Raw genomic sequence first — 20544 nt, forward strand, 5'->3', positions numbered from 1 at the left:
GCAAAATTAGTGACGCTAAAATTAGAAGCGGTAGTGCGAGAAAGCCTTGTTGGCTTCAGCCATACGGTGCACGTCTTCACGCTTCTTAACTGCAGCACCTTTACCTTCAGCAGCATCCAACAGCTCGCCAGCCAAACGCAGAGCCATAGACTTCTCGCCGCGCTTGCGGGCGAAGTCTACCAACCAGCGCATTGCCAGGGCGTTACGACGGGACGGGCGAACTTCGACCGGAACCTGGTAAGTAGCACCGCCTACACGGCGCGACTTCACTTCGACCAGCGGAGCGATGGCGTCGAGAGCTTTCTCGAAGATTTCCAGGGGATCGCTGTTCTTGCGTTCTTTAACCTTGTCCAGCGCGCCATAAACGATACGCTCGGCAACGGCTTTCTTGCCGCTTTCCATTACGTGGTTCATGAACTTGGCCAGGATTTGGCTTCCGTATTTTGGATCGTCAAGCACTTCGCGCTTGGCTGCTACGCGTCTTCTTGGCATGGATAAGCCCTCAAACGGTCTTCAGGTTCGCTCGGAATCGGTCCCCTTTCGGGACGCCTCCGACCTTACTCTTATCGACTCAGAAAAATAGAAAATCAGTTTTTACAAAAAGCCACTACTACTTAGGCTTCTTGGTACCGTACTTCGAGCGACCCTGGTTACGACCTTTAACGCCGGAAGTATCCAAAGAACCACGTACGGTGTGATAACGAACACCTGGCAAGTCTTTTACACGACCGCCGCGGATCAGTACCACGCTGTGCTCTTGCAGGTTGTGGCCTTCACCGCCGATGTACGAGGAAACCTCGAAACCGTTGGTCAGACGCACACGGCATACTTTACGCAGTGCCGAGTTAGGTTTTTTCGGCGTGGTGGTATACACACGGGTGCATACGCCACGACGTTGCGGGCAGTTCTGCAGCGCAGGCACGTCGGATTTCTCGACGATACGCTTACGCGGCTGACGTACCAGCTGGTTGATAGTTGCCATCTACTAGCTCCACTGTTGTCTTGCGACGCTATTGTCTTGCAAGAAAAGCAAAATGGCAGGAACGAATTCCCGCCAAATTTAGGGGTACAAGAGTCTAAAGAGGATCTTGCCCCCAGTCAAGGCAAGGCCCCAACCTCCCCGCTTATCCAATCTCGACAAATTGTCTCGATTCGATGAACGGAGAGGCCGGGGCCCCACGCTTATTTACTGCAGAACTCAGTTACCGCTCGAGTTCAGTGCTTCGGTCAGTGCAGCTTCCACTTCACTGGCGCTTACGCGCAACGGTTTGTCAGCTTCACGGCGACGCTTGCGCTCGCTGTGATAAGCCAGACCGGTACCCGCCGGGATCAGACGACCCACGACCACGTTTTCTTTCAGGCCGCGCAGGTAATCGCGCTTGCCGGTTACCGCCGCTTCGGTCAGTACGCGAGTGGTTTCCTGGAAGGAAGCCGCCGAGATGAACGATTCGGTGGACAACGACGCCTTGGTGATACCCAACAGCACGCGAGTGAACTTGGAAACGAATTTCTCGTCGCCCGCCAGACGCTCGTTCTCTACCAGAACGTGAGTCAATTCCATCTGGTCGCCCTTGATGAAAGTGGAATCGCCGGATTCAGCGATTTCAACTTTACGCAGCATCTGACGCAGGATGGTCTCGATGTGCTTGTCGTTGATCTTCACGCCCTGCAGACGATAAACGTCCTGGATTTCGTTCACGATGTACTTGGCCAGCGCACTCACACCCAGCAGACGCAGGATGTCGTGTGGATCGCTCGGGCCGTCGGAGATAACTTCGCCGCGGTTTACCTGTTCGCCTTCGAAGACGTTCAGGTGACGCCACTTCGGAATCAGCTCTTCGTACGGATCGCTACCGTCGTTCGGGGTAATGACCAGACGGCGCTTGCCTTTGGTCTCTTTACCGAACGCGATGGTGCCGCTGACTTCAGCCAAAATCGAGGCTTCTTTCGGACGACGGGCTTCGAACAAGTCGGCAACACGCGGCAAACCACCGGTGATGTCACGGGTTTTCGAAGTCTCTTGCGGAATACGAGCGATAACATCACCGATCGCGATTTTCGCACCGTCCGCCACGCCGACCAGGGCGTTGGCAGGCAGGAAGTACTGAGCAATTACGTCGGTACCCGGCAGCAAGAGATCCTTGCCGTTGTCATCAACCATCTTCACAGCAGGACGGATATCTTTACCGGCAGCTGGACGGTCTTTGGCGTCGAGTACTTCAATGTTGGTCATACCGGTCAATTCGTCAGTTTGACGCTTGATCGTGATGCCTTCTTCCATGCCCACGTAGGTCACGGTACCTTTCATTTCGGTAACGATTGGGTGAGTGTGCGGATCCCACTTGGCCACGATTGCGCCAGCGTCGACCTTGTCACCTTCTTTAACCGAAATCACAGCACCGTACGGCAGCTTGTAACGCTCGCGCTCACGACCGAAGTCATCAGCGATTGCCAGCTCACCTGAACGGGACACAGCAACCAGGCAACCATCCACTCGCTCAACGTGCTTCAGGTTATGCAGACGGACGGTACCGCCATTCTTCACTTGAACGCTGTCTGCCGCGGAGGTTCGGCTTGCCGCACCACCGATGTGGAACGTACGCATGGTCAGCTGGGTACCCGGCTCACCGATGGACTGGGCAGCGATAACGCCGACCGCTTCACCGATGTTCACCTGGTGACCACGAGCCAAGTCACGGCCGTAGCACTTGGCGCAAATGCCATAGCGCGTTTCACAGCTGATCGGCGAACGCACGATCACTTCATCGATGCTGTTCAGCTCGATGAACTCAACCCACTTCTCGTCTACCAGCGTGCCGGCAGGAACGATGATTTCTTCGGTCCCTGGCTTGTACACGTCACGGGCAATAACACGACCCAATACGCGCTCACCCAATGGCTCAACAACGTCACCGCCTTCAATGTGCGGAGTCATTACCAGGCCATGTTCGGTGCCGCAATCGATCTCGGTTACTACCAGATCCTGCGCAACGTCTACCAGACGACGAGTCAGGTAACCGGAGTTCGCAGTTTTCAACGCGGTATCCGCCAAACCTTTACGAGCACCGTGAGTGGAGATGAAGTACTGAAGTACGCTCAAACCTTCACGGAAGTTCGCAGTAATCGGCGTTTCAATGATGGAACCGTCCGGCTTGGCCATCAGGCCACGCATACCGGCGAGCTGACGGATCTGCGCAGCAGAACCCCGTGCGCCCGAGTCGGCCATCATGTACATCGAGTTGAAGGACTCTTGGTCGACTTCGACGCCATGGCGGTCGATGACTTTCTCTTTCGAGAGGTTGGCCATCATCGCCTTGGAAACTTCGTCGTTCGCCTTGGACCAAAGGTCGATCACTTTGTTGTACTTCTCGCCCTGGGTTACCAGGCCGGAGGCGTACTGACTTTCGATCTCTTTCACTTCATCAGTGGCAGCACTGATGATGCGGGCTTTTTCATCAGGGATAACGAAGTCGTTAACACCGATGGAAACGCCGGAAATGGTCGAATAGGCAAAACCGGTGTACATCAACTGGTCAGCGAAGATCACGGTCTCTTTCAAACCAACCACGCGGTAGCACTGGTTGATCAGCTTGGAGATCGCCTTTTTCTTCATCGGCTGGTTGACGACGTCGTACGACAGGCCAGGTGGAACAACCTGGAACAACAGCGCACGGCCGACAGTGGTGTCGACGATACGGGTGTTCTTGACGCTGCCACCATCACGATCGTTAACGGTTTCGTTGATCCGCACTTTGACCTTGGCGTGCAGTGCGGCTTCGCCAGCACGGAACACACGGTCAACTTCCTGCAGATCCGCGAACACACGACCTTCGCCCTTGGCGTTGATCGCTTCACGAGTCATGTAGTACAGACCCAATACAACGTCCTGCGACGGAACGATGATTGGCTCACCGTTGGCTGGCGACAGAATGTTGTTGGTCGACATCATCAACGCACGCGCTTCCAACTGGGCTTCCAGTGTCAGCGGTACGTGCACGGCCATTTGGTCGCCGTCGAAGTCGGCGTTGTACGCAGCACAGACCAGAGGGTGCAGCTGGATAGCCTTACCTTCGATCAGTACTGGTTCAAACGCCTGGATACCCAGACGGTGAAGGGTCGGTGCACGGTTGAGGAGAACCGGGTGTTCGCGAATCACTTCAGCGAGAACGTCCCACACTTCCGGCAGCTCGCGCTCGACCATCTTCTTGGCAGCTTTGATGGTGGTCGCGAGACCACGCATTTCCAGCTTGCCGAAAATGAACGGTTTGAACAGCTCGAGAGCCATTTTCTTCGGCAGACCGCACTGGTGCAGACGCAGGGTCGGACCTACGGTAATTACCGAACGGCCGGAGTAGTCAACACGCTTACCGAGCAAGTTCTGACGGAAACGACCTTGCTTACCCTTGATCATGTCAGCCAGGGATTTCAGAGGACGCTTGTTGGAACCGGTGATAGCACGGCCACGACGACCGTTGTCGAGCAGTGCGTCGACGGCTTCCTGCAACATACGCTTTTCGTTGCGCACGATGATGTCCGGAGCGGACAGATCGAGCAGACGCTTCAAGCGGTTGTTACGGTTGATCACTCGACGATACAAATCGTTGAGGTCGGAAGTCGCGAAGCGACCGCCATCCAGCGGGACCAGTGGACGCAAATCTGGCGGCAGAACCGGCAGAACGGTCAGCACCATCCATTCTGGAAGGTTGCCGGAACCCTGGAAGGCTTCCATCAACTTCAGACGCTTGGACAGCTTCTTGATTTTGGTTTCGGAGTTGGTTTGCGGAATTTCTTCGCGCAGACGGCCAATCTCGTGTTCCAGATCGATAGCGTGCAGCAGTTCGCGGACAGCTTCGGCACCCATGCGGGCATCGAAATCGTCGCCGAACTCTTCCAGCGCTTCGAAGTACTGCTCGTCGTTGAGCAACTGACCTTTTTCAAGGGTGGTCATGCCTGGATCGATAACGACATAGCTCTCGAAGTAGAGAACGCGTTCGATATCACGCAGGGTCATGTCCATCAGCAAACCGATACGCGACGGCAGCGATTTCAGGAACCAGATGTGGGCAACTGGCGAGGCCAGTTCGATGTGCGCCATGCGCTCACGACGAACTTTAGCCAGCGCGACTTCAACGCCGCACTTCTCGCAGATCACACCACGGTGCTTCAAGCGCTTGTACTTACCGCACAGGCACTCGTAATCCTTTACCGGGCCAAAGATCTTGGCGCAGAACAGGCCGTCACGCTCAGGTTTGAACGTACGGTAGTTGATGGTTTCCGGCTTTTTAACTTCACCGAACGACCACGAACGGATCATCTCAGGCGATGCCAATCCAATACGGATGGCGTCGAACTCTTCGACTTGACCCTGGTTTTTCAGCAAATTCAGTAGGTCTTTCAAGGCCTTTCCTCCTGGCGGAGCAGAGAGCGGGCAATCCTGCCCCGCTCTCGATTCGCGTCACGTGTTATTCGGTTTCCAGATCGATATCGATGCCGAGGGAACGAATTTCCTTGATCAACACGTTGAAAGACTCGGGCATGCCCGGCTCCATACGGTGATCGCCGTCCACGATGTTTTTGTACATCTTGGTCCGGCCGTTCACATCGTCCGACTTCACTGTGAGCATTTCTTGCAGAGTGTAAGCAGCACCGTATGCTTCCAGTGCCCAGACCTCCATCTCCCCGAAACGCTGACCACCGAACTGTGCCTTACCACCCAGCGGCTGCTGGGTAACCAGGCTGTACGAACCGGTAGAACGAGCGTGCATCTTGTCGTCTACCAAGTGGTTCAGCTTCAGCATGTACATGTAGCCAACAGTAACCGGGCGCTCGAACTTGTTGCCGGTACGGCCGTCAGTCAGCTGCATCTGGCCGCTTTCTGGCAGGTCAGCCAGTTTCAGCATGGCCTTGATTTCGCTTTCCTTGGCGCCGTCGAACACTGGAGTGGCCATTGGAACGCCGCCACGCAGGTTCTTCGCCAGATCCAGGATTTCCTGGTCGGAGAAGCTATCCAGATCTTCGTTACGACCGCCGATCTGGTTGTAGATCTCGTCGAGGAATTTACGAAGCTCAGCGACTTTGCGCTGCTCTTCGATCATCCGGTTGATCTTCTCGCCCAAGCCTTTAGCCGCGAGGCCCAGGTGGGTTTCAAGGATCTGACCAACGTTCATACGCGAAGGTACGCCCAACGGATTGAGGACGACGTCGACCGGGGTGCCATTGGCATCGTGCGGCATGTCTTCAACCGGCATGATCACAGAGACCACACCTTTGTTACCGTGACGACCGGCCATCTTGTCGCCCGGCTGGATGCGGCGTCGGATTGCCAGGTAAACCTTGACGATTTTCAGCACACCTGGAGCCAGGTCATCGCCCTGCTGCAGTTTGCGCTTCTTGTCTTCGAACTTGTCGTCCAGCAGACGGCGGCGATCAACGATGTAGGCCTGAGCCTTCTCGAGTTGCTCGTTCAGAGCATCTTCAGCCATGCGCAGTTTGAACCACTGACCATGCTCAAGACCGTCGAGAACTTCGTCGGTGATGTCCTGACCTTTCTTCAGACCGGCGCCACCTTCGGCTTTGTGGCCGACCAGAGCGGAACGCAGACGTTCGAAAGTGGCGCCTTCAACGATACGGAACTCTTCGTTCAGATCCTTGCGGATCTCGTCGAGTTGAGTCTTCTCGATGGACAGAGCACGAGCATCACGCTCGACGCCGTCACGGGTGAAGACCTGTACGTCGATGACAGTGCCCTTGGTACCGGTAGGTACACGCAGGGAAGTGTCTTTAACGTCGCTGGCTTTTTCACCGAAGATGGCACGCAACAGCTTCTCTTCCGGCGTCAGCTGGGTCTCGCCTTTCGGAGTGACCTTACCTACCAGAATGTCGCCTGCGCCAACTTCAGCACCTACGTAAACGATACCGGCTTCGTCCAGCTTGTTCAGTGCAGCTTCACCCACGTTCGGGATGTCTGCAGTGATTTCCTCTGGCCCAAGCTTGGTGTCACGTGCCACACAGGTCAGTTCCTGAATGTGGATCGTGGTGAAGCGATCTTCTTGAACAACTCGTTCCGACAGGCAGATGGAGTCTTCGAAGTTGTAACCGTTCCAGGCCATGAACGCGATGCGCATGTTCTGACCCAAAGCCAGCTCACCCATGTCGGTGGACGGACCGTCAGCCATGATGTCGCTACGCTGAACCCGATCACCTTTACGCACCAGCGGACGCTGGTTGATGCAGGTGTTCTGGTTGGAGCGGGTGTATTTGGTCAGGTTGTAAATGTCGACACCAGCTTCGCCGGTTTCAACTTCGTCATCAGCAACCCGAACCACGATACGGCTGGCGTCGACGGAATCGATAACGCCACCACGACGAGCCACGACGCAAACGCCGGAGTCACGGGCTACGTTACGCTCCATGCCGGTACCGACCAGCGGCTTGTCAGCGCGCAGGGTTGGTACAGCTTGACGCTGCATGTTCGAACCCATCAACGCACGGTTGGCGTCATCGTGCTCGAGGAACGGGATCAGCGACGCTGCAACCGAAACTACCTGCTTCGGAGAAACGTCCATCAAGGTGACGTCTTCCGGCGCCTTGACGGTGAACTCGTTCAAGTGACGAACAGCTACCAGCTCGTCGATCAGCATTTTCTTGTCGTTCATCGTGGCCGAAGCCTGAGCGATCACGTGATCAGCTTCTTCGATGGCGGACAGGAACACGATCTCGTCGGTGACCAAAGCGTCTTTCACCACACGGTACGGGCTCTCGAGGAAGCCGTACTGGTTGGTGCGCGCATAGGCGGCCAGGGAGTTGATCAGGCCGATGTTCGGACCTTCCGGCGTTTCAATCGGGCATACACGACCGTAGTGAGTCGGGTGTACGTCACGAACTTCAAAACCAGCACGCTCACGAGTCAAACCGCCAGGGCCGAGTGCAGACACACGACGCTTGTGGGTGATCTCGGACAGCGGGTTGTTCTGGTCCATGAACTGGGAAAGCTGGCTGGAACCGAAGAACTCTTTCACCGCCGCAGCCACGGGCTTGGCGTTGATCAGGTCTTGCGGCATCAGGCCTTCGCTTTCAGCCATCGACAGACGCTCTTTGACCGCACGCTCAACACGTACCAGGCCAACGCGGAACTGGTTCTCAGCCATTTCGCCTACGCAGCGAACACGACGGTTACCCAGGTGGTCGATGTCATCGACGATGCCTTTACCATTACGGATGTCGACCAGAGTCTTCAGAACCGCAACGATGTCTTCTTTGCACAACACGCCCGAGCCTTCGATCTCGGTACGACCGATACGACGGTTGAACTTCATCCGACCGACCGCAGACAGGTCATAGCGCTCAGGGCTGAAGAACAGGTTGTTGAACAGAGTCTCGGCAGCGTCTTTGGTTGGCGGCTCGCCTGGACGCATCATGCGATAGATCTCGACCAGCGCTTCCAATTGGTTGCTGGTGGCGTCGATCTTCAGCGTGTCGGAGACGAACGGACCGCAGTCGATATCGTTGGTGTACAGAGTTTCGATGCGAACAACCTGGGACTTGGCGATTTTCGCCAGGATCTCGGTGTTCAGCTCGGTGTTGCACTCTGCCAGGATTTCGCCGGTTGCCGGATGCACGATGACCTTGGCGGTGGTGCGGCCCAGGACGTAGTCCAGAGGCACTTGCAGCTCTTTGATCCCGGCTTTTTCCAGCTGGTTGATATGGCGAGCAGTGATACGACGACCCTGCTCGACAATAACCTTGCCTTTGTCATCCAGGATATCGATGGCAGCGATTTCACCACGCAGGCGCTGAGGCACCAGTTCCAGGTTGAGGTTTTCACCCTGCACATGGAAGACGTTGGTGGTGTAGAACGCGTCGAGCACTTCTTCAGTGGTATAGCCGAGCGCGCGCAGCAGTACCGATGCAGGCAGCTTGCGACGACGGTCGATACGCACGAATACGCAGTCTTTCGGGTCGAACTCGAAGTCCAGCCACGAACCGCGGTAAGGAATGATGCGCGCGGAGTACAGCAGTTTGCCAGAGCTGTGCGTCTTGCCACGGTCGTGGTCGAAGAACACGCCCGGGGAACGGTGCAACTGGGAAACGATTACACGCTCGGTACCGTTGATTACGAAGGTACCGTTCTCAGTCATCAGGGGGATTTCACCCATGTAGACTTCTTGCTCTTTGATGTCCTTGATCGCTTTGTTCGACGATTCTTTGTCGAAAATGATCAGGCGCACTTTTACCCGCAAAGGTACGGCGTAAGTTACACCGCGCAATACGCATTCTTTGACATCAAATGCCGGTTCGCCCAGGCGATAACCGACGTACTCCAGCGCAGCATTGCCGGAGTAGCTGATGATCGGGAAAACGGATTTGAAGGCCGCATGCAGGCCCACGTCGCGGAACTGATCTTTAGTCGCTCCCGCTTGCAAGAATTCACGATACGAATCCAGCTGGATGGCCAGGAGGTACGGCACATCCATGACGTCCGGCAACTTGCTAAAGTCCTTGCGGATACGTTTTTTCTCAGTATATGAGTAAGCCATCAGCGTTCCCCAGCTTGGTCACCTGCTTGTTTGGCCCCTCCCGACGGGAGCAGCCAGAAAATCGTGCAAACCCCATGGTTTGCGCCACCGCATCGGGTGGTTACAGCTCGTTATCAACACCGACCCAGTCGGCTGCCAATAACGGAAAAAGGCCGGTGGCAAGAGCCACCAGCCATCAGCCTTTCGCTTAACGCTCGGGCTGGAGACGCAAAGTCGATGCTTACTTCAGCTCGACTTTAGCGCCTGCTTCTTCCAGAGTGGCTTTGGCTTTGTCAGCTGCGTCTTTCGAAACAGCTTCCAGAACCATGCCAGGAGCGCCGTCAACTACAGCCTTGGCTTCTTTCAAGCCCAGACCGGTCAGTTCACGTACTGCCTTGATCACGTTAACTTTCTTCTCGCCAGCTTCCAGCAGCATGACGTTGAATTCAGTTTGTTCTTCAACAACGGCAGCGACAGCAGCTGGACCAGCGGAAGCAGCGGCAGCAGAAACGCCGAACTTCTCTTCCATGGCTTTGATCAGCTCAACGATTTCCAGAACGGATTTTTCGCCGATTGCTTCGATGATTTGGTCGTTAGTCAGAGACATGACTATAAATTCCTGTATTGGGGTGACAGCCTACGCGGCCATCGAAATAAACAATAAACGCTGAAAGGAGTCGCTCAGCCTTAGGCTGCCGCAGCTTCTTTCTGGTCGCGAAGAGCCGCCAGAGTACGAGCCAATTTGCTGGTTGCGCCTTGAATCACGCTCATCAGCTGAGAAATTGCTTCGTCACGGGTCGGCAGGCTTGCCAGTACGTCGATCTGATTAGCTGCGAGGAACTTGCCCTCGAACGCAGCTGCCTTGATCTCGAACTTATCCTGACCTTTTGCGAACTCTTTGAAGATACGGGCAGCAGCGCCCGGATGTTCTTTGGAGAATGCAATCAAGGTCGGGCCAGTGAACACGTCGTTGAGCACGTCATATTGAGTGCCAGCAACGGCGCGCTTGAGCAGGGTGTTACGTACAACACGTACGTATACGCCAGCTTCACGAGCCTCTTTACGGAGTCCGGTCATAGCGCCTACTGTTACGCCACGGGCATCAGCCACGACAGCGGACAGAGCAACTTGGGCAGCCTTGTTGACTTCAGCGACGATGGCCTTCTTGTCTTCAAGTTTAATTGCCACGGGAAAAACTCCTGCTTGTTACCGTTTCATCCAACCGAGGTCAGATGTCGTTTTGGTGTCTGATTCGGTAAGGAACCGGGAGCACCATCTGCGTAGGCTTGAGGTTTAAGACTTGCGTCGCCTACGGTCTTGGATAGCCCCCGCCAGGCAGGGACCCCAATCTTTCAATTGGCGCAATCGCTTGCGCCAATTTTTGTCTTACGCTTCCAGCGAACCTTGGTCGATGACCAGGCCCGGGCCCATGGTGGTGCTCAGGGTGATGCGTTTGACATAAATGCCTTTCGAGGAAGCCGGCTTGATACGCTTCAGATCAGAGATCAGGGCTTCAACGTTTTCCTTCAGCTTGACGGCATCAAAGCCGACTTTGCCAACGGAGGTGTGAATGATGCCGTTTTTGTCGGTGCGATAACGAACCTGACCAGCCTTGGCGTTTTTAACCGCAGTAGCTACGTCCGGGGTTACGGTGCCGACTTTAGGGTTAGGCATCAGGCCACGTGGACCGAGGATCTGACCCAACTGACCGACAACGCGCATTGCATCCGGAGATGCGATAACTACGTCGAAGTTCAGGTTGCCGGCTTTCATTTCGGCAGCCAGGTCGTCCATACCTACACGGTCAGCGCCGGCAGCCAGAGCGGCCTCGGCAGCTGGACCCTGGGTGAACACAGCAACGCGAACGGTCTTGCCAGTGCCGTGCGGCAGCACAGTAGCGCTACGAACGACCTGGTCGGATTTACGCGGATCAACACCCAGATTTACAGCAACGTCGAACGACTCGCTGAACTTGACAGTCGACAGCTCAGCCAGCAGAGCAGCAGCGTCTACAAAGTTGTAGGACTTGCCTGCTTCGATTTTGCCGGCGATAGCCTTTTGGCGCTTGGTCAGCTTAGCCATTACACACCCTCCACGTTAAGGCCCATGCTACGAGCAGAACCGGCGATAGTACGCACGGCTGCGTCCATATCAGCTGCAGTCAGATCCGCGTTTTTGGTTTTCGCGATTTCTTCCAGCTGAGCACGGGTCACAGTGCCAACCTTAACGGTGTTCGGACGAGCGGAACCGCTAGCCAGACCAGCAGCCTTCTTCAGCAGAACCGAAGCAGGGGTAGACTTGGTTTCGAAAGTGAAGCTACGGTCGCTATAGACAGTGATGATCACTGGAGTCGGCAGACCTGGCTCAATACCCTGAGTACGGGCGTTGAAAGCCTTGCAGAATTCCATGATGTTCACGCCGTGCTGACCCAGAGCAGGACCAACAGGTGGGCTTGGGTTAGCCTGAGCGGCTTTCACTTGCAGCTTGATGTAAGCGGTAATCTTCTTGGCCATGAGGCACTCCAATTACGGGTTCGAACGCCTCGAAAGGCTCCCCGGTTACTTGCGCGTTTATCCCAGTGACGACAAAACCCCACAGCCTAGGCTGCGGGGTTGGGATGCTTGCTCAGCTAGACCTTTTCGACCTGACTGAACTCCAGCTCTACCGGAGTAGAGCGACCGAAAATGAGCACCGCCACTTGGATCCGGCTCTTTTCGTAGTTAACTTCTTCGACCGTGCCAGTAAAATCAGCAAACGGTCCGTCATTGACACGCACCGACTCACCTGGCTCGAACAACGTCTTCGGTTTCGGCTTGTCGCTACCATCAGCAACGCGACGCAGAATCGCTTCTGCCTCTTTATCTGTAATTGCCGCAGGCTTATCAGCGGTACCGCCAATGAAACCCATCACCCGAGGAGTATCCTTGACCAAGTGCCAAGTACCCTCATTCATATCCATCTGAACCAGCACATAACCTGGGAAGAACTTGCGCTCGCTTTTGCGTTTCTGGCCATTACGCATTTCAACCACTTCTTCAGTGGGAACCAGAATTTCGCCAAAGCCATCTTCCATGCCAGCCAGCTTTACGCGCTCTACTAACGAGCGCATGACATGCTTCTCGTAACCGGAGTAAGCATGCACAACGTACCAACGCTTAGCCACGGGACACCCTTAGCCGACAATCAAGGAAACAAGCCAACCGAGCAGGGAATCAAGCCCCCACAACAGCAACGCCATAACCAAAACGACAGCCACAACAATCAACGTGGTCTGCGTGGTTTCTTGGCGAGTTGGCCATACGACTTTACGAATCTCGGTGCGAGCTTCCTTAACCAGTACAAAGAAAGACTTGCCCTTGACTGTCTGCAGGCCTACAAAGGCAGCTACAGCAGCAATGACAAGCAAAGCAAGTACGCGGTACAGGATCGGCGAAGCAGAGTAATACTGATTGCCAACAACGCCAACAACCACCAAAGCGACTACTACTAGCCACTTGAGCAGATCGAAGCGAGAGCCTTGAGCTTCAGCTTTAGGAGTCATCTATGAAGATCCTGTGAAAAGAAAGCCAGACACACCAAGTGAATCTGGCAGGTCAGGAGGGAATCGAACCCCCAACCTACGGTTTTGGAGACCGTCGCTCTGCCAATTGAGCTACTGACCTAAAACAAAATCAGGCCGACCATTATGCCGGCCCGAAAAAGACATTACAACAACTTACTCGATGACTTTGGCTACGACACCCGCGCCGACGGTACGACCGCCTTCACGGATAGCGAAACGCAGACCATCTTCCATCGCGATGGTTTTGATCAGGGTAACGGTCATCTGAACGTTATCACCCGGCATCACCATTTCAACACCTTCCGGCAGCTCGCAGTTACCAGTCACATCAGTTGTACGGAAGTAGAACTGTGGACGGTAACCTTTGAAGAATGGCGTATGACGCCCACCTTCTTCCTTGCTCAGAACATAAACCTCAGCGGTGAACTTGGTATGCGGCTTGACGGTGCCCGGCTTGACCAAAACCTGGCCACGCTCAACATCATCACGCTTGGTACCACGCAGCAAAACGCCGCAGTTCTCGCCAGCACGACCTTCGTCGAGCAGTTTGCGGAACATCTCAACACCAGTACAGGTAGTTTTGATGGTGTCACGCAAACCAACAATTTCGATTTCTTCCTGAATCTTGACGATTCCGCGCTCGATACGACCAGTCACAACAGTACCGCGACCGGAGATCGAGAACACATCCTCGATCGGCATCAGGAACGGCTTATCAATAGCGCGCTCAGGCTGCGGAATGTAGCTATCCAGAGTCTCAACCAATCTCCTGACGGCAGTGGTACCCATCTCGTTATCGTCTTGACCGTTCAGCGCCATCAGCGCCGAACCGATGATGATCGGAGTGTCATCACCCGGAAAATCGTAAGCGCTCAAAAGGTCGCGCACTTCCATCTCAACCAGCTCCAGCAACTCAGCATCGTCAACCATGTCAGCCTTGTTCAGGAAGACAACGATGTACGGAACGCCAACCTGACGGGACAGCAGGATGTGCTCACGGGTTTGCGGCATCGGACCATCAGCGGCCGAACAAACCAGAATCGCACCATCCATCTGCGCAGCACCGGTAATCATGTTTTTTACATAGTCGGCGTGACCAGGGCAGTCAACGTGTGCGTAGTGACGCACGGCCGAATCGTACTCAACGTGAGCGGTGTTGATGGTAATGCCACGAGCTTTTTCTTCAGGGGCGCTATCGATCTTGTCGAAGTCGACCTTTGCTGAACCGAAAACCTCGGAGCAGACACGGGTCAAGGCAGCAGTCAGAGTGGTTTTACCGTGATCGACGTGACCAATGGTACCAACGTTGACGTGCGGCTTATTACGTTCGAACTTTTCCTTAGCCATCGAAATCACCCCTAGCAGAAGAATTAAGCAAGTCAAACAAGCCATTAAAACAAAGGCAGATATTTTCATATCTGCCTTGTTATATGGAGCTCTTGAGCGGATTCGAACCGCTGACCTCACCCTTACCAAGGGTGTGCTCTACCAACTGAGCTACAAGAGCGCAACACTTTGCAGGATCTGCAAACTTGGAGCGGGTAGCGGGAATCGAACCCGCATCATCAGCTTGGAAGGCTGAGGTTCTACCACTAAACTATACCCGCGGAGCTTGCAGCTCTCGCTAAAAATGGTGGAGGGGGAAGGATTCGAACCTTCGAAGTCGTAGACGTCAGATTTACAGTCTGATCCCTTTGGCCGCTCGGGAACCCCTCCTAAGCGAGCCGGCATTCTATATCATGCCGGCCTTCTGTCAAGCATTTTCTCATTAAAAACCTGAGGTTAGCTGCGTTGACATCGCTCCGCACCGTTAACCGTTAAAGGTCTTCACTGCGAAGCGGGCGCCATTCTATGCAAACTATTCTGCGGGTGCAACCCCCTCGCACGGCATTATTTTATGTTTTAACTCATTGAATTCTCTAGAAAGGTTTTTCAGCTGCGAGTCATCCAGCCAACGCCGGCTTTCTGGTGCCACACGCACCCAGTAACCAGCAGACTCGGCGGGGGCCTTCGGCAAGGACTGGAACTTGATTTCCATACCACTCAATCGCCGCTCGACCGCCTGAGCTGCTTCCTGACGAGCAAAACCGCCCAGATAGAGGCAACCATCGTCTGCCTGGGCAGGCTTTCCTTTATCACGAGCCGCGTCAGTCGTCTCACTCAACAAGCGAATATCCTGTTGCGAACCCCGATACAAACTCAAAGGGGTTACATCCTTTGCACGCAGAGGGGCCTCTTGTTGGTGCCAGATGTAATAGAACATATTGAGAACAAGCAGCAGCAGAAACAACCAACGCATAGAAACCTCAGGACAAGGGGCATGCCATAGCCAAGCCTACAAACACCAGGTCGGGAACCACTCTGGCCTCAGGCACGATTTCGGAAACCAGGTCTGCATCTCCTCCAGTGAGGAACACAGCAAAATCATCCCCCCAATAGCTACGCGCCAACTCTAGCTGTGTCAGGACAAAGCCTCTCAGCATCAGCGAGCATCCCCGCTCGACTGCCTCGACAGTTGTTCGACCAGGAATGAGACTTTCCAAAGCGCGCTCGGCGGCTAGATCCCCATAACGAATTCTACGGGTATGGGTGCGCAACTGGTTTCGCATCAACGGCATGCCTGGGCATATAAACCCCCCGAGATGCTCTCCATCCCCGGAGATGAAGTCCGCAGTAACAGCCGTACCAAAATCAAGTACAAGGCATGCACTCGAGGCCAGATGAAATCCCCCAAGCATCGCCAGCCAACGGTCGAGCCCTAAGCGCTCGAACTCCTCATAGCCATTACGAACCCCGGACATTTCGCGGGACGGTGCAGCGCATACCACCGACACACCAAAGGCTTCTGTCAGTAGAGAAATCAGAGCATTGGTTTCTTCGGCGGTCCTGACACTGACCAGCCTACAAAACTTGAGAGCGAGCCCCTTGAGCGCTTTCAGGCTCTCCAGCAAAGCAAGATCTGAATCAACGACACCCTCGCCAACCACCCGCCGAACATCCGCATCGAGCACCCGCCACTTGATGAAACTGTTTCCGCAGTCGAGCTCAAGAATCATCACGTAACCTCAGACTGAGCTCACCACCACTAAAGACTTTTTCCACACCACCCACCTTCAAGCGCAGAGCACCCTGACTATCAATACCCAGCACTTCGCCATTTATTTGGTTAACACCGGCAATCAACGACACGGCTCGACCCTGCCAGAGATGATTTTGTTCCCACTCTGCCTGGATAGCTGAAAATCCGTGGACTTGATGACAACACAGATACTCCTGGAGCATCGCGCCCAACTCCCCCACCAAGTGATTTCGGTCAAACACCTTACCCGACTCGAGCCGCATGGACGTCCACTGCTGATCGACCTCATCGGTAATCTGCATGTTCACATTAATTCCCACACCCAGCACAACGTGACACACATCGGCAGGATCCCCCACCAGCTCGAGCAATATCCCGGCAATCTTTTTCTGACCGACCAGAACATCGTTCGGCCACTTCAATCCAGCCCCCGAAACACCAAGCTTTCGCAAGGCCTGCATGACGGCGAGCCCAACAACAAGACTCAAGCCTTCGAGCTGACGCATTCCACCTTCAATACGCAGCACGAGGCTGTAATAGATGTTTTCCGCAAATGGGCTCACCCACTTTCGCCCACGCCGCCCGCGACCTGCTGTTTGCCGTTCAGCTAGCACCAGAAATGGTGCAGCCTGACCTCGCGCTATGGCACGCAGAGCCTCGGCATTAGTGGAGTCGATTGAATCGAAAACCAGGATGGGCCAATCACAAGAAGGTGCTCGCCCTCTTATCTCGACAGAATCAAGCAGCGTCAACGGCGTAGCCAGTTGATAGCCGCGCCCCCGCACCTTATGGATGGATAGCCCTAGATCAGCCTCTAAATGCTGAAGCTGCTTCCAAACGGCACTACGACTGACACCCAAGGCAACGCCCAAAGCCTGGCCCGAATGGAATCGGCCATCTTTAAGAAGCTTTAACAACGTCAGCATGCAAGTCTCGCCTCACAATGAGGCCCGCATGATAGCCATGCCCCGCGCCATTGCATAGAAACTCGACAGGCCAGCTTTCCTGCGGACAAAACAAAACCCCTACCTGCATACGCAGATAGGGGTTTCGGAATTTAATCTTGACGATGACCTACTCTCACATGGGGAAACCCCACACTACCATCGGCGATGCATCGTTTCACTGCTGAGTTCGGGATGGGATCAGGTGGTTCCAATGCTCTATGGTCGTCAAGAAATTCGGTAGCCAGGTCGTGGGCCTTTTCAGGTTCACGCTCCAGCGAATGGGTAAGTGATAGTTTGGTGTTTTGTGAGTATCTCGAACTTTCGGTTCGTTTCGTCTTCACACACCGCAATCTGATGCTCTTTCGCTTTTCAGCTCAAAGCCTGCAAATTGCTTGGGTGTTATATGGTCAAGCCTCACGGGCAATTAGTATTGGTTAGCTCAACGCCTCACAGCGCTTACACACCCAACCTATCAACGTCGTAGTCTTCGACGGCCCTTCAGGGGACTCAAGGTCCCAGTGAGATCTCATCTTGAGGCTAGTTTCCCGCTTAGATGCTTTCAGCGGTTATCTATTCCGAACATAGCTACCCGGCAATGCCACTGGCGTGACAACCGGAACACCAGAGGTTCGTCCACTCCGGTCCTCTCGTACTAGGAGCAGCCCCTCTCAAATCTCAAACGTCCACGGCAGATAGGGACCGAACTGTCTCACGACGTTCTAAACCCAGCTCGCGTACCACTTTAAATGGCGAACAGCCATACCCTTGGGACCGGCTTCAGCCCCAGGATGTGATGAGCCGACATCGAGGTGCCAAACACCGCCGTCGATATGAACTCTTGGGCGGTATCAGCCTGTTATCCCCGGAGTACCTTTTATCCGTTGAGCGATGGCCCTTCCATACAGAACCACCGGATCACTAAGACCTACTTTCGTACCTGCTCGACGTGTCTGTCTCGCAGTCAAGCGCGCTTTTGCCTTTATACTCTACGACCGATTTCCGACCGGTCTGAGCGCACCTTCGTACTCCTCCGTTACTCTTTAGGAGGAGACCGCCCCAGTCAAACTACCCACCATACACTGTCCTCGATCCGGATAACGGACCTGAGTTAGAACCTCAAAGTTGCCAGGGTGGTATTTCAAGGTTGGCTCCACGCGAACTGGCGTCCACGCTTCAAAGCCTCCCACCTATCCTACACAAGCAAATTCAAAGTCCAGTGCAAAGCTATAGTAAAGGTTCACGGGGTCTTTCCGTCTAGCCGCGGATACACTGCATCTTCACAGCGATTTCAATTTCACTGAGTCTCGGGTGGAGACAGCGCCGCCATCGTTACGCCATTCGTGCAGGTCGGAACTTACCCGACAAGGAATTTCGCTACCTTAGGACCGTTATAGTTACGGCCGCCGTTTACCGGGGCTTCGATCAAGAGCTTCGCGTTAGCTAACCCCATCAATTAACCTTCCGGCACCGGGCAGGCGTCACACCCTATACGTCCACTTTCGTGTTTGCAGAGTGCTGTGTTTTTAATAAACAGTCGCAGCGGCCTGGTATCTTCGACCGGCATGGGCTTACGCAGTAAATGCTTCACCCTCACCGGCGCACCTTCTCCCGAAGTTACGGTGCCATTTTGCCTAGTTCCTTCACCCGAGTTCTCTCAAGCGCCTTGGTATTCTCTACCCAACCACCTGTGTCGGTTTGGGGTACGGTTCCTGGTTACCTGAAGCTTAGAAGCTTTTCTTGGAAGCATGGCATCAACCACTTCGTCACCCAAAGGGTAACTCGTCATCAGCTCTCGGCCTTAGACTCCCGGATTTACCTAAGAGTCCAGCCTACCACCTTAAACTTGGACAACCAACGCCAAGCTGGCCTAGCCTTCTCCGTCCCTCCATCGCAATAACCAGAAGTACAGGAATATTAACCTGTTTTCCATCGACTACGCTTTTCAGCCTCGCCTTAGGGACCGACTAACCCTGCGTCGATTAACGTTGCGCAGGAAACCTTGGTCTTTCGGCGTGGGTGTTTTTCACACCCATTGTCGTTACTCATGTCAGCATTCGCACTTCTGATACCTCCAGCAAGCTTCTCAACTCACCTTCACAGGCTTACAGAACGCTCCTCTACCGCATCACCTAAGTGATACCCGTAGCTTCGGTGTATGGTTTGAGCCCCGTTACATCTTCCGCGCAGGCCGACTCGACTAGTGAGCTATTACGCTTTCTTTAAAGGGTGGCTGCTTCTAAGCCAACCTCCTAGCTGTCTAAGCCTTCCCACATCGTTTCCCACTTAACCATAACTTTGGGACCTTAGCTGACGGTCTGGGTTGTTTCCCTTTTCACGACGGACGTTAGCACCCGCCGTGTGTCTCCCATGCTCGGCACTTGTAGGTATTCGGAGTTTGCATCGGTTTGGTAAGTCGGGATGACCCCCTAGCCGAAACAGTGCTCTACCCCCTACAGTGATACATGAGGCGCTACCTAAATAGCTTTCGAGGAGAACCAGCTATCTCCGAGCTTGATTAGCCTTTCACTCCGATCCACAGGTCATCCGCTAACTTTTCAACGGTAGTCGGTTCGGTCCTCCAGTTAGTGTTACCCAACCTTCAACCTGCCCATGGATAGATCGCCCGGTTTCGGGTCTATTCCCAGCGACTAGACGCCCTATTAAGACTCGCTTTCGCTACGCCTCCCCTATTCGGTTAAGCTCGCCACTGAAAATAAGTCGCTGACCCATTATACAAAAGGTACGCAGTCACCCAACAAAGTGGGCTCCCACTGCTTGTACGCATACGGTTTCAGGATCTATTTCACTCCCCTCTCCGGGGTTCTTTTCGCCTTTCCCTCACGGTACTAGTTCACTATCGGTCAGTCAGTAGTATTTAGCCTTGGAGGATGGTCCCCCCATATTCAGACAAAGTTTCTCGTGCTCCGTCCTACTCGATTTCATGACTAAGAGATTTTCGCGTACAGGGCTATCACCCACTATGGCCGTACTTTCCAGAACGTTCCGCTAATCTCAAAGCCACTTAAGGGCTAGTCCCCGTTCGCTCGCCACTACTAAGGGAATCTCGGTTGATTTCTTTTCCTCAGGGTACTTAGATGTTTCAGTTCCCCTGGTTCGCCTCTTAAGCCTATGTATTCAGCTTAAGATAACCATCTTATGATGGCTGGGTTCCCCCATTCAGACATCTCCGGATCAAAGTCTGTTTGCCGACTCCCCGAAGCTTTTCGCAGGCTACCACGTCTTTCATCGCCTCTGACTGCCAAGGCATCCACCGTATGCGCTTCTTCACTTGACCATATAACCCCAAGCAATCTGGTTATACTGTGAAGACGACATTCGCCGAAAATTCGATTCTTGCTCATAAAGAGCAACTCACAAATTTTACCTTAGCCTGATCCGTTACCAGTGAAAGTAACGTCCAGTCTATCTTTCTATCACATA

14 protein-coding genes, 4 tRNA genes and 2 rRNA genes are annotated in these 20544 nt (G+C 54.2%); all 20 read right to left on the minus strand.

Features of this window, described 5'->3' with window-relative positions; genetic code table 11:
• Positions 1-21 precede the first annotated feature (21 nt).
• The 20 genes from rpsG to ACYZT3_RS26675 all read right to left on the minus strand — a co-directional run bounded on the left by rpsG (position 22) and on the right by ACYZT3_RS26675 (position 20398).
• Complete coding sequence (gene rpsG, locus ACYZT3_RS26580) at positions 22-492, minus strand: 30S ribosomal protein S7 (RefSeq protein WP_010490886.1); 471 nt, start codon at positions 490-492, stop codon at positions 22-24.
• Between the two features lie 118 nt (positions 493-610).
• Positions 611-982, minus strand: coding sequence for a 30S ribosomal protein S12 (rpsL, locus tag ACYZT3_RS26585; RefSeq protein ID WP_002555494.1), 372 nt, complete (start codon positions 980-982; stop codon positions 611-613).
• Positions 983-1198: 216 nt separating this feature from the next.
• On the minus strand, positions 1199-5398 hold the full coding sequence (rpoC, locus tag ACYZT3_RS26590) for a DNA-directed RNA polymerase subunit beta' (RefSeq protein WP_282379310.1): 4200 nt from the start codon (positions 5396-5398) through the stop codon (positions 1199-1201).
• A gap of 64 nt (positions 5399-5462) precedes the next feature.
• Positions 5463-9536 (minus strand): DNA-directed RNA polymerase subunit beta, encoded by a 4074-nt coding sequence (gene rpoB / locus ACYZT3_RS26595; protein ID WP_282379312.1) that lies wholly within the window; start codon positions 9534-9536, stop codon positions 5463-5465.
• A gap of 220 nt (positions 9537-9756) precedes the next feature.
• The gene (gene rplL, locus ACYZT3_RS26600; protein ID WP_010467258.1) at positions 9757-10122 is read right to left on the minus strand and encodes a 50S ribosomal protein L7/L12; all 366 of its coding nucleotides are present in this window, start codon (positions 10120-10122) and stop codon (positions 9757-9759) included.
• An 80-nt stretch (positions 10123-10202) separates the two neighbouring features.
• Positions 10203-10703, minus strand: a complete 501-nt coding sequence (gene rplJ, locus ACYZT3_RS26605) for a 50S ribosomal protein L10 (RefSeq protein WP_010467255.1) — start codon at positions 10701-10703, stop codon at positions 10203-10205.
• Positions 10704-10901: 198 nt separating this feature from the next.
• A complete protein-coding gene (gene rplA / locus ACYZT3_RS26610; RefSeq protein WP_201190738.1) occupies positions 10902-11597 on the minus strand; it encodes a 50S ribosomal protein L1 in 696 nt (231 codons plus the stop codon).
• Complete coding sequence (gene rplK / locus ACYZT3_RS26615; RefSeq protein ID WP_282379322.1) at positions 11597-12028, minus strand: 50S ribosomal protein L11; 432 nt, start codon at positions 12026-12028, stop codon at positions 11597-11599. The genes rplA and rplK overlap by 1 nt, the downstream gene beginning before the upstream one ends.
• A 116-nt stretch (positions 12029-12144) precedes the next feature.
• Positions 12145-12678 (minus strand): transcription termination/antitermination protein NusG, encoded by a 534-nt coding sequence (gene nusG, locus ACYZT3_RS26620; RefSeq protein ID WP_282379324.1) that lies wholly within the window; start codon positions 12676-12678, stop codon positions 12145-12147.
• A 9-nt stretch (positions 12679-12687) separates the two neighbouring features.
• Positions 12688-13056, minus strand: a complete 369-nt coding sequence (gene secE / locus ACYZT3_RS26625) for a preprotein translocase subunit SecE (protein WP_007896620.1) — start codon at positions 13054-13056, stop codon at positions 12688-12690.
• 45 nt (positions 13057-13101) lie between these two features.
• Positions 13102-13177, minus strand: a tRNA-Trp gene (locus tag ACYZT3_RS26630).
• A gap of 53 nt (positions 13178-13230) precedes the next feature.
• Positions 13231-14424: an elongation factor Tu gene (gene tuf / locus ACYZT3_RS26635; RefSeq protein ID WP_462032429.1), complete on the minus strand. Its 1194-nt coding sequence runs from the start codon at positions 14422-14424 to the stop codon at positions 13231-13233.
• 84 nt (positions 14425-14508) lie between these two features.
• Positions 14509-14584 (minus strand) — tRNA-Thr (locus ACYZT3_RS26640).
• A 26-nt stretch (positions 14585-14610) separates the two neighbouring features.
• A tRNA-Gly gene (locus tag ACYZT3_RS26645) sits at positions 14611-14684 on the minus strand.
• A gap of 24 nt (positions 14685-14708) precedes the next feature.
• Positions 14709-14793 (minus strand) — tRNA-Tyr (locus tag ACYZT3_RS26650).
• A gap of 142 nt (positions 14794-14935) precedes the next feature.
• Complete coding sequence (locus tag ACYZT3_RS26655; RefSeq protein WP_462031076.1) at positions 14936-15376, minus strand: hypothetical protein; 441 nt, start codon at positions 15374-15376, stop codon at positions 14936-14938.
• A 7-nt stretch (positions 15377-15383) separates the two neighbouring features.
• Positions 15384-16133: a pantothenate kinase gene (locus tag ACYZT3_RS26660; RefSeq protein WP_462031077.1), complete on the minus strand. Its 750-nt coding sequence runs from the start codon at positions 16131-16133 to the stop codon at positions 15384-15386.
• Complete coding sequence (gene birA / locus ACYZT3_RS26665) at positions 16123-17082, minus strand: bifunctional biotin--[acetyl-CoA-carboxylase] ligase/biotin operon repressor BirA (protein ID WP_462031078.1); 960 nt, start codon at positions 17080-17082, stop codon at positions 16123-16125. The genes ACYZT3_RS26660 and birA overlap by 11 nt, the downstream gene beginning before the upstream one ends.
• A 135-nt stretch (positions 17083-17217) precedes the next feature.
• A 5S ribosomal RNA gene (gene rrf, locus ACYZT3_RS26670) occupies positions 17218-17333 on the minus strand.
• A gap of 173 nt (positions 17334-17506) precedes the next feature.
• Positions 17507-20398: ribosomal RNA gene (locus tag ACYZT3_RS26675) — 23S ribosomal RNA — on the minus strand.
• Positions 20399-20544 lie beyond the last annotated feature (146 nt).

It is taken from the genome of Pseudomonas sp. MDT1-16 (genome assembly GCF_054898115.1).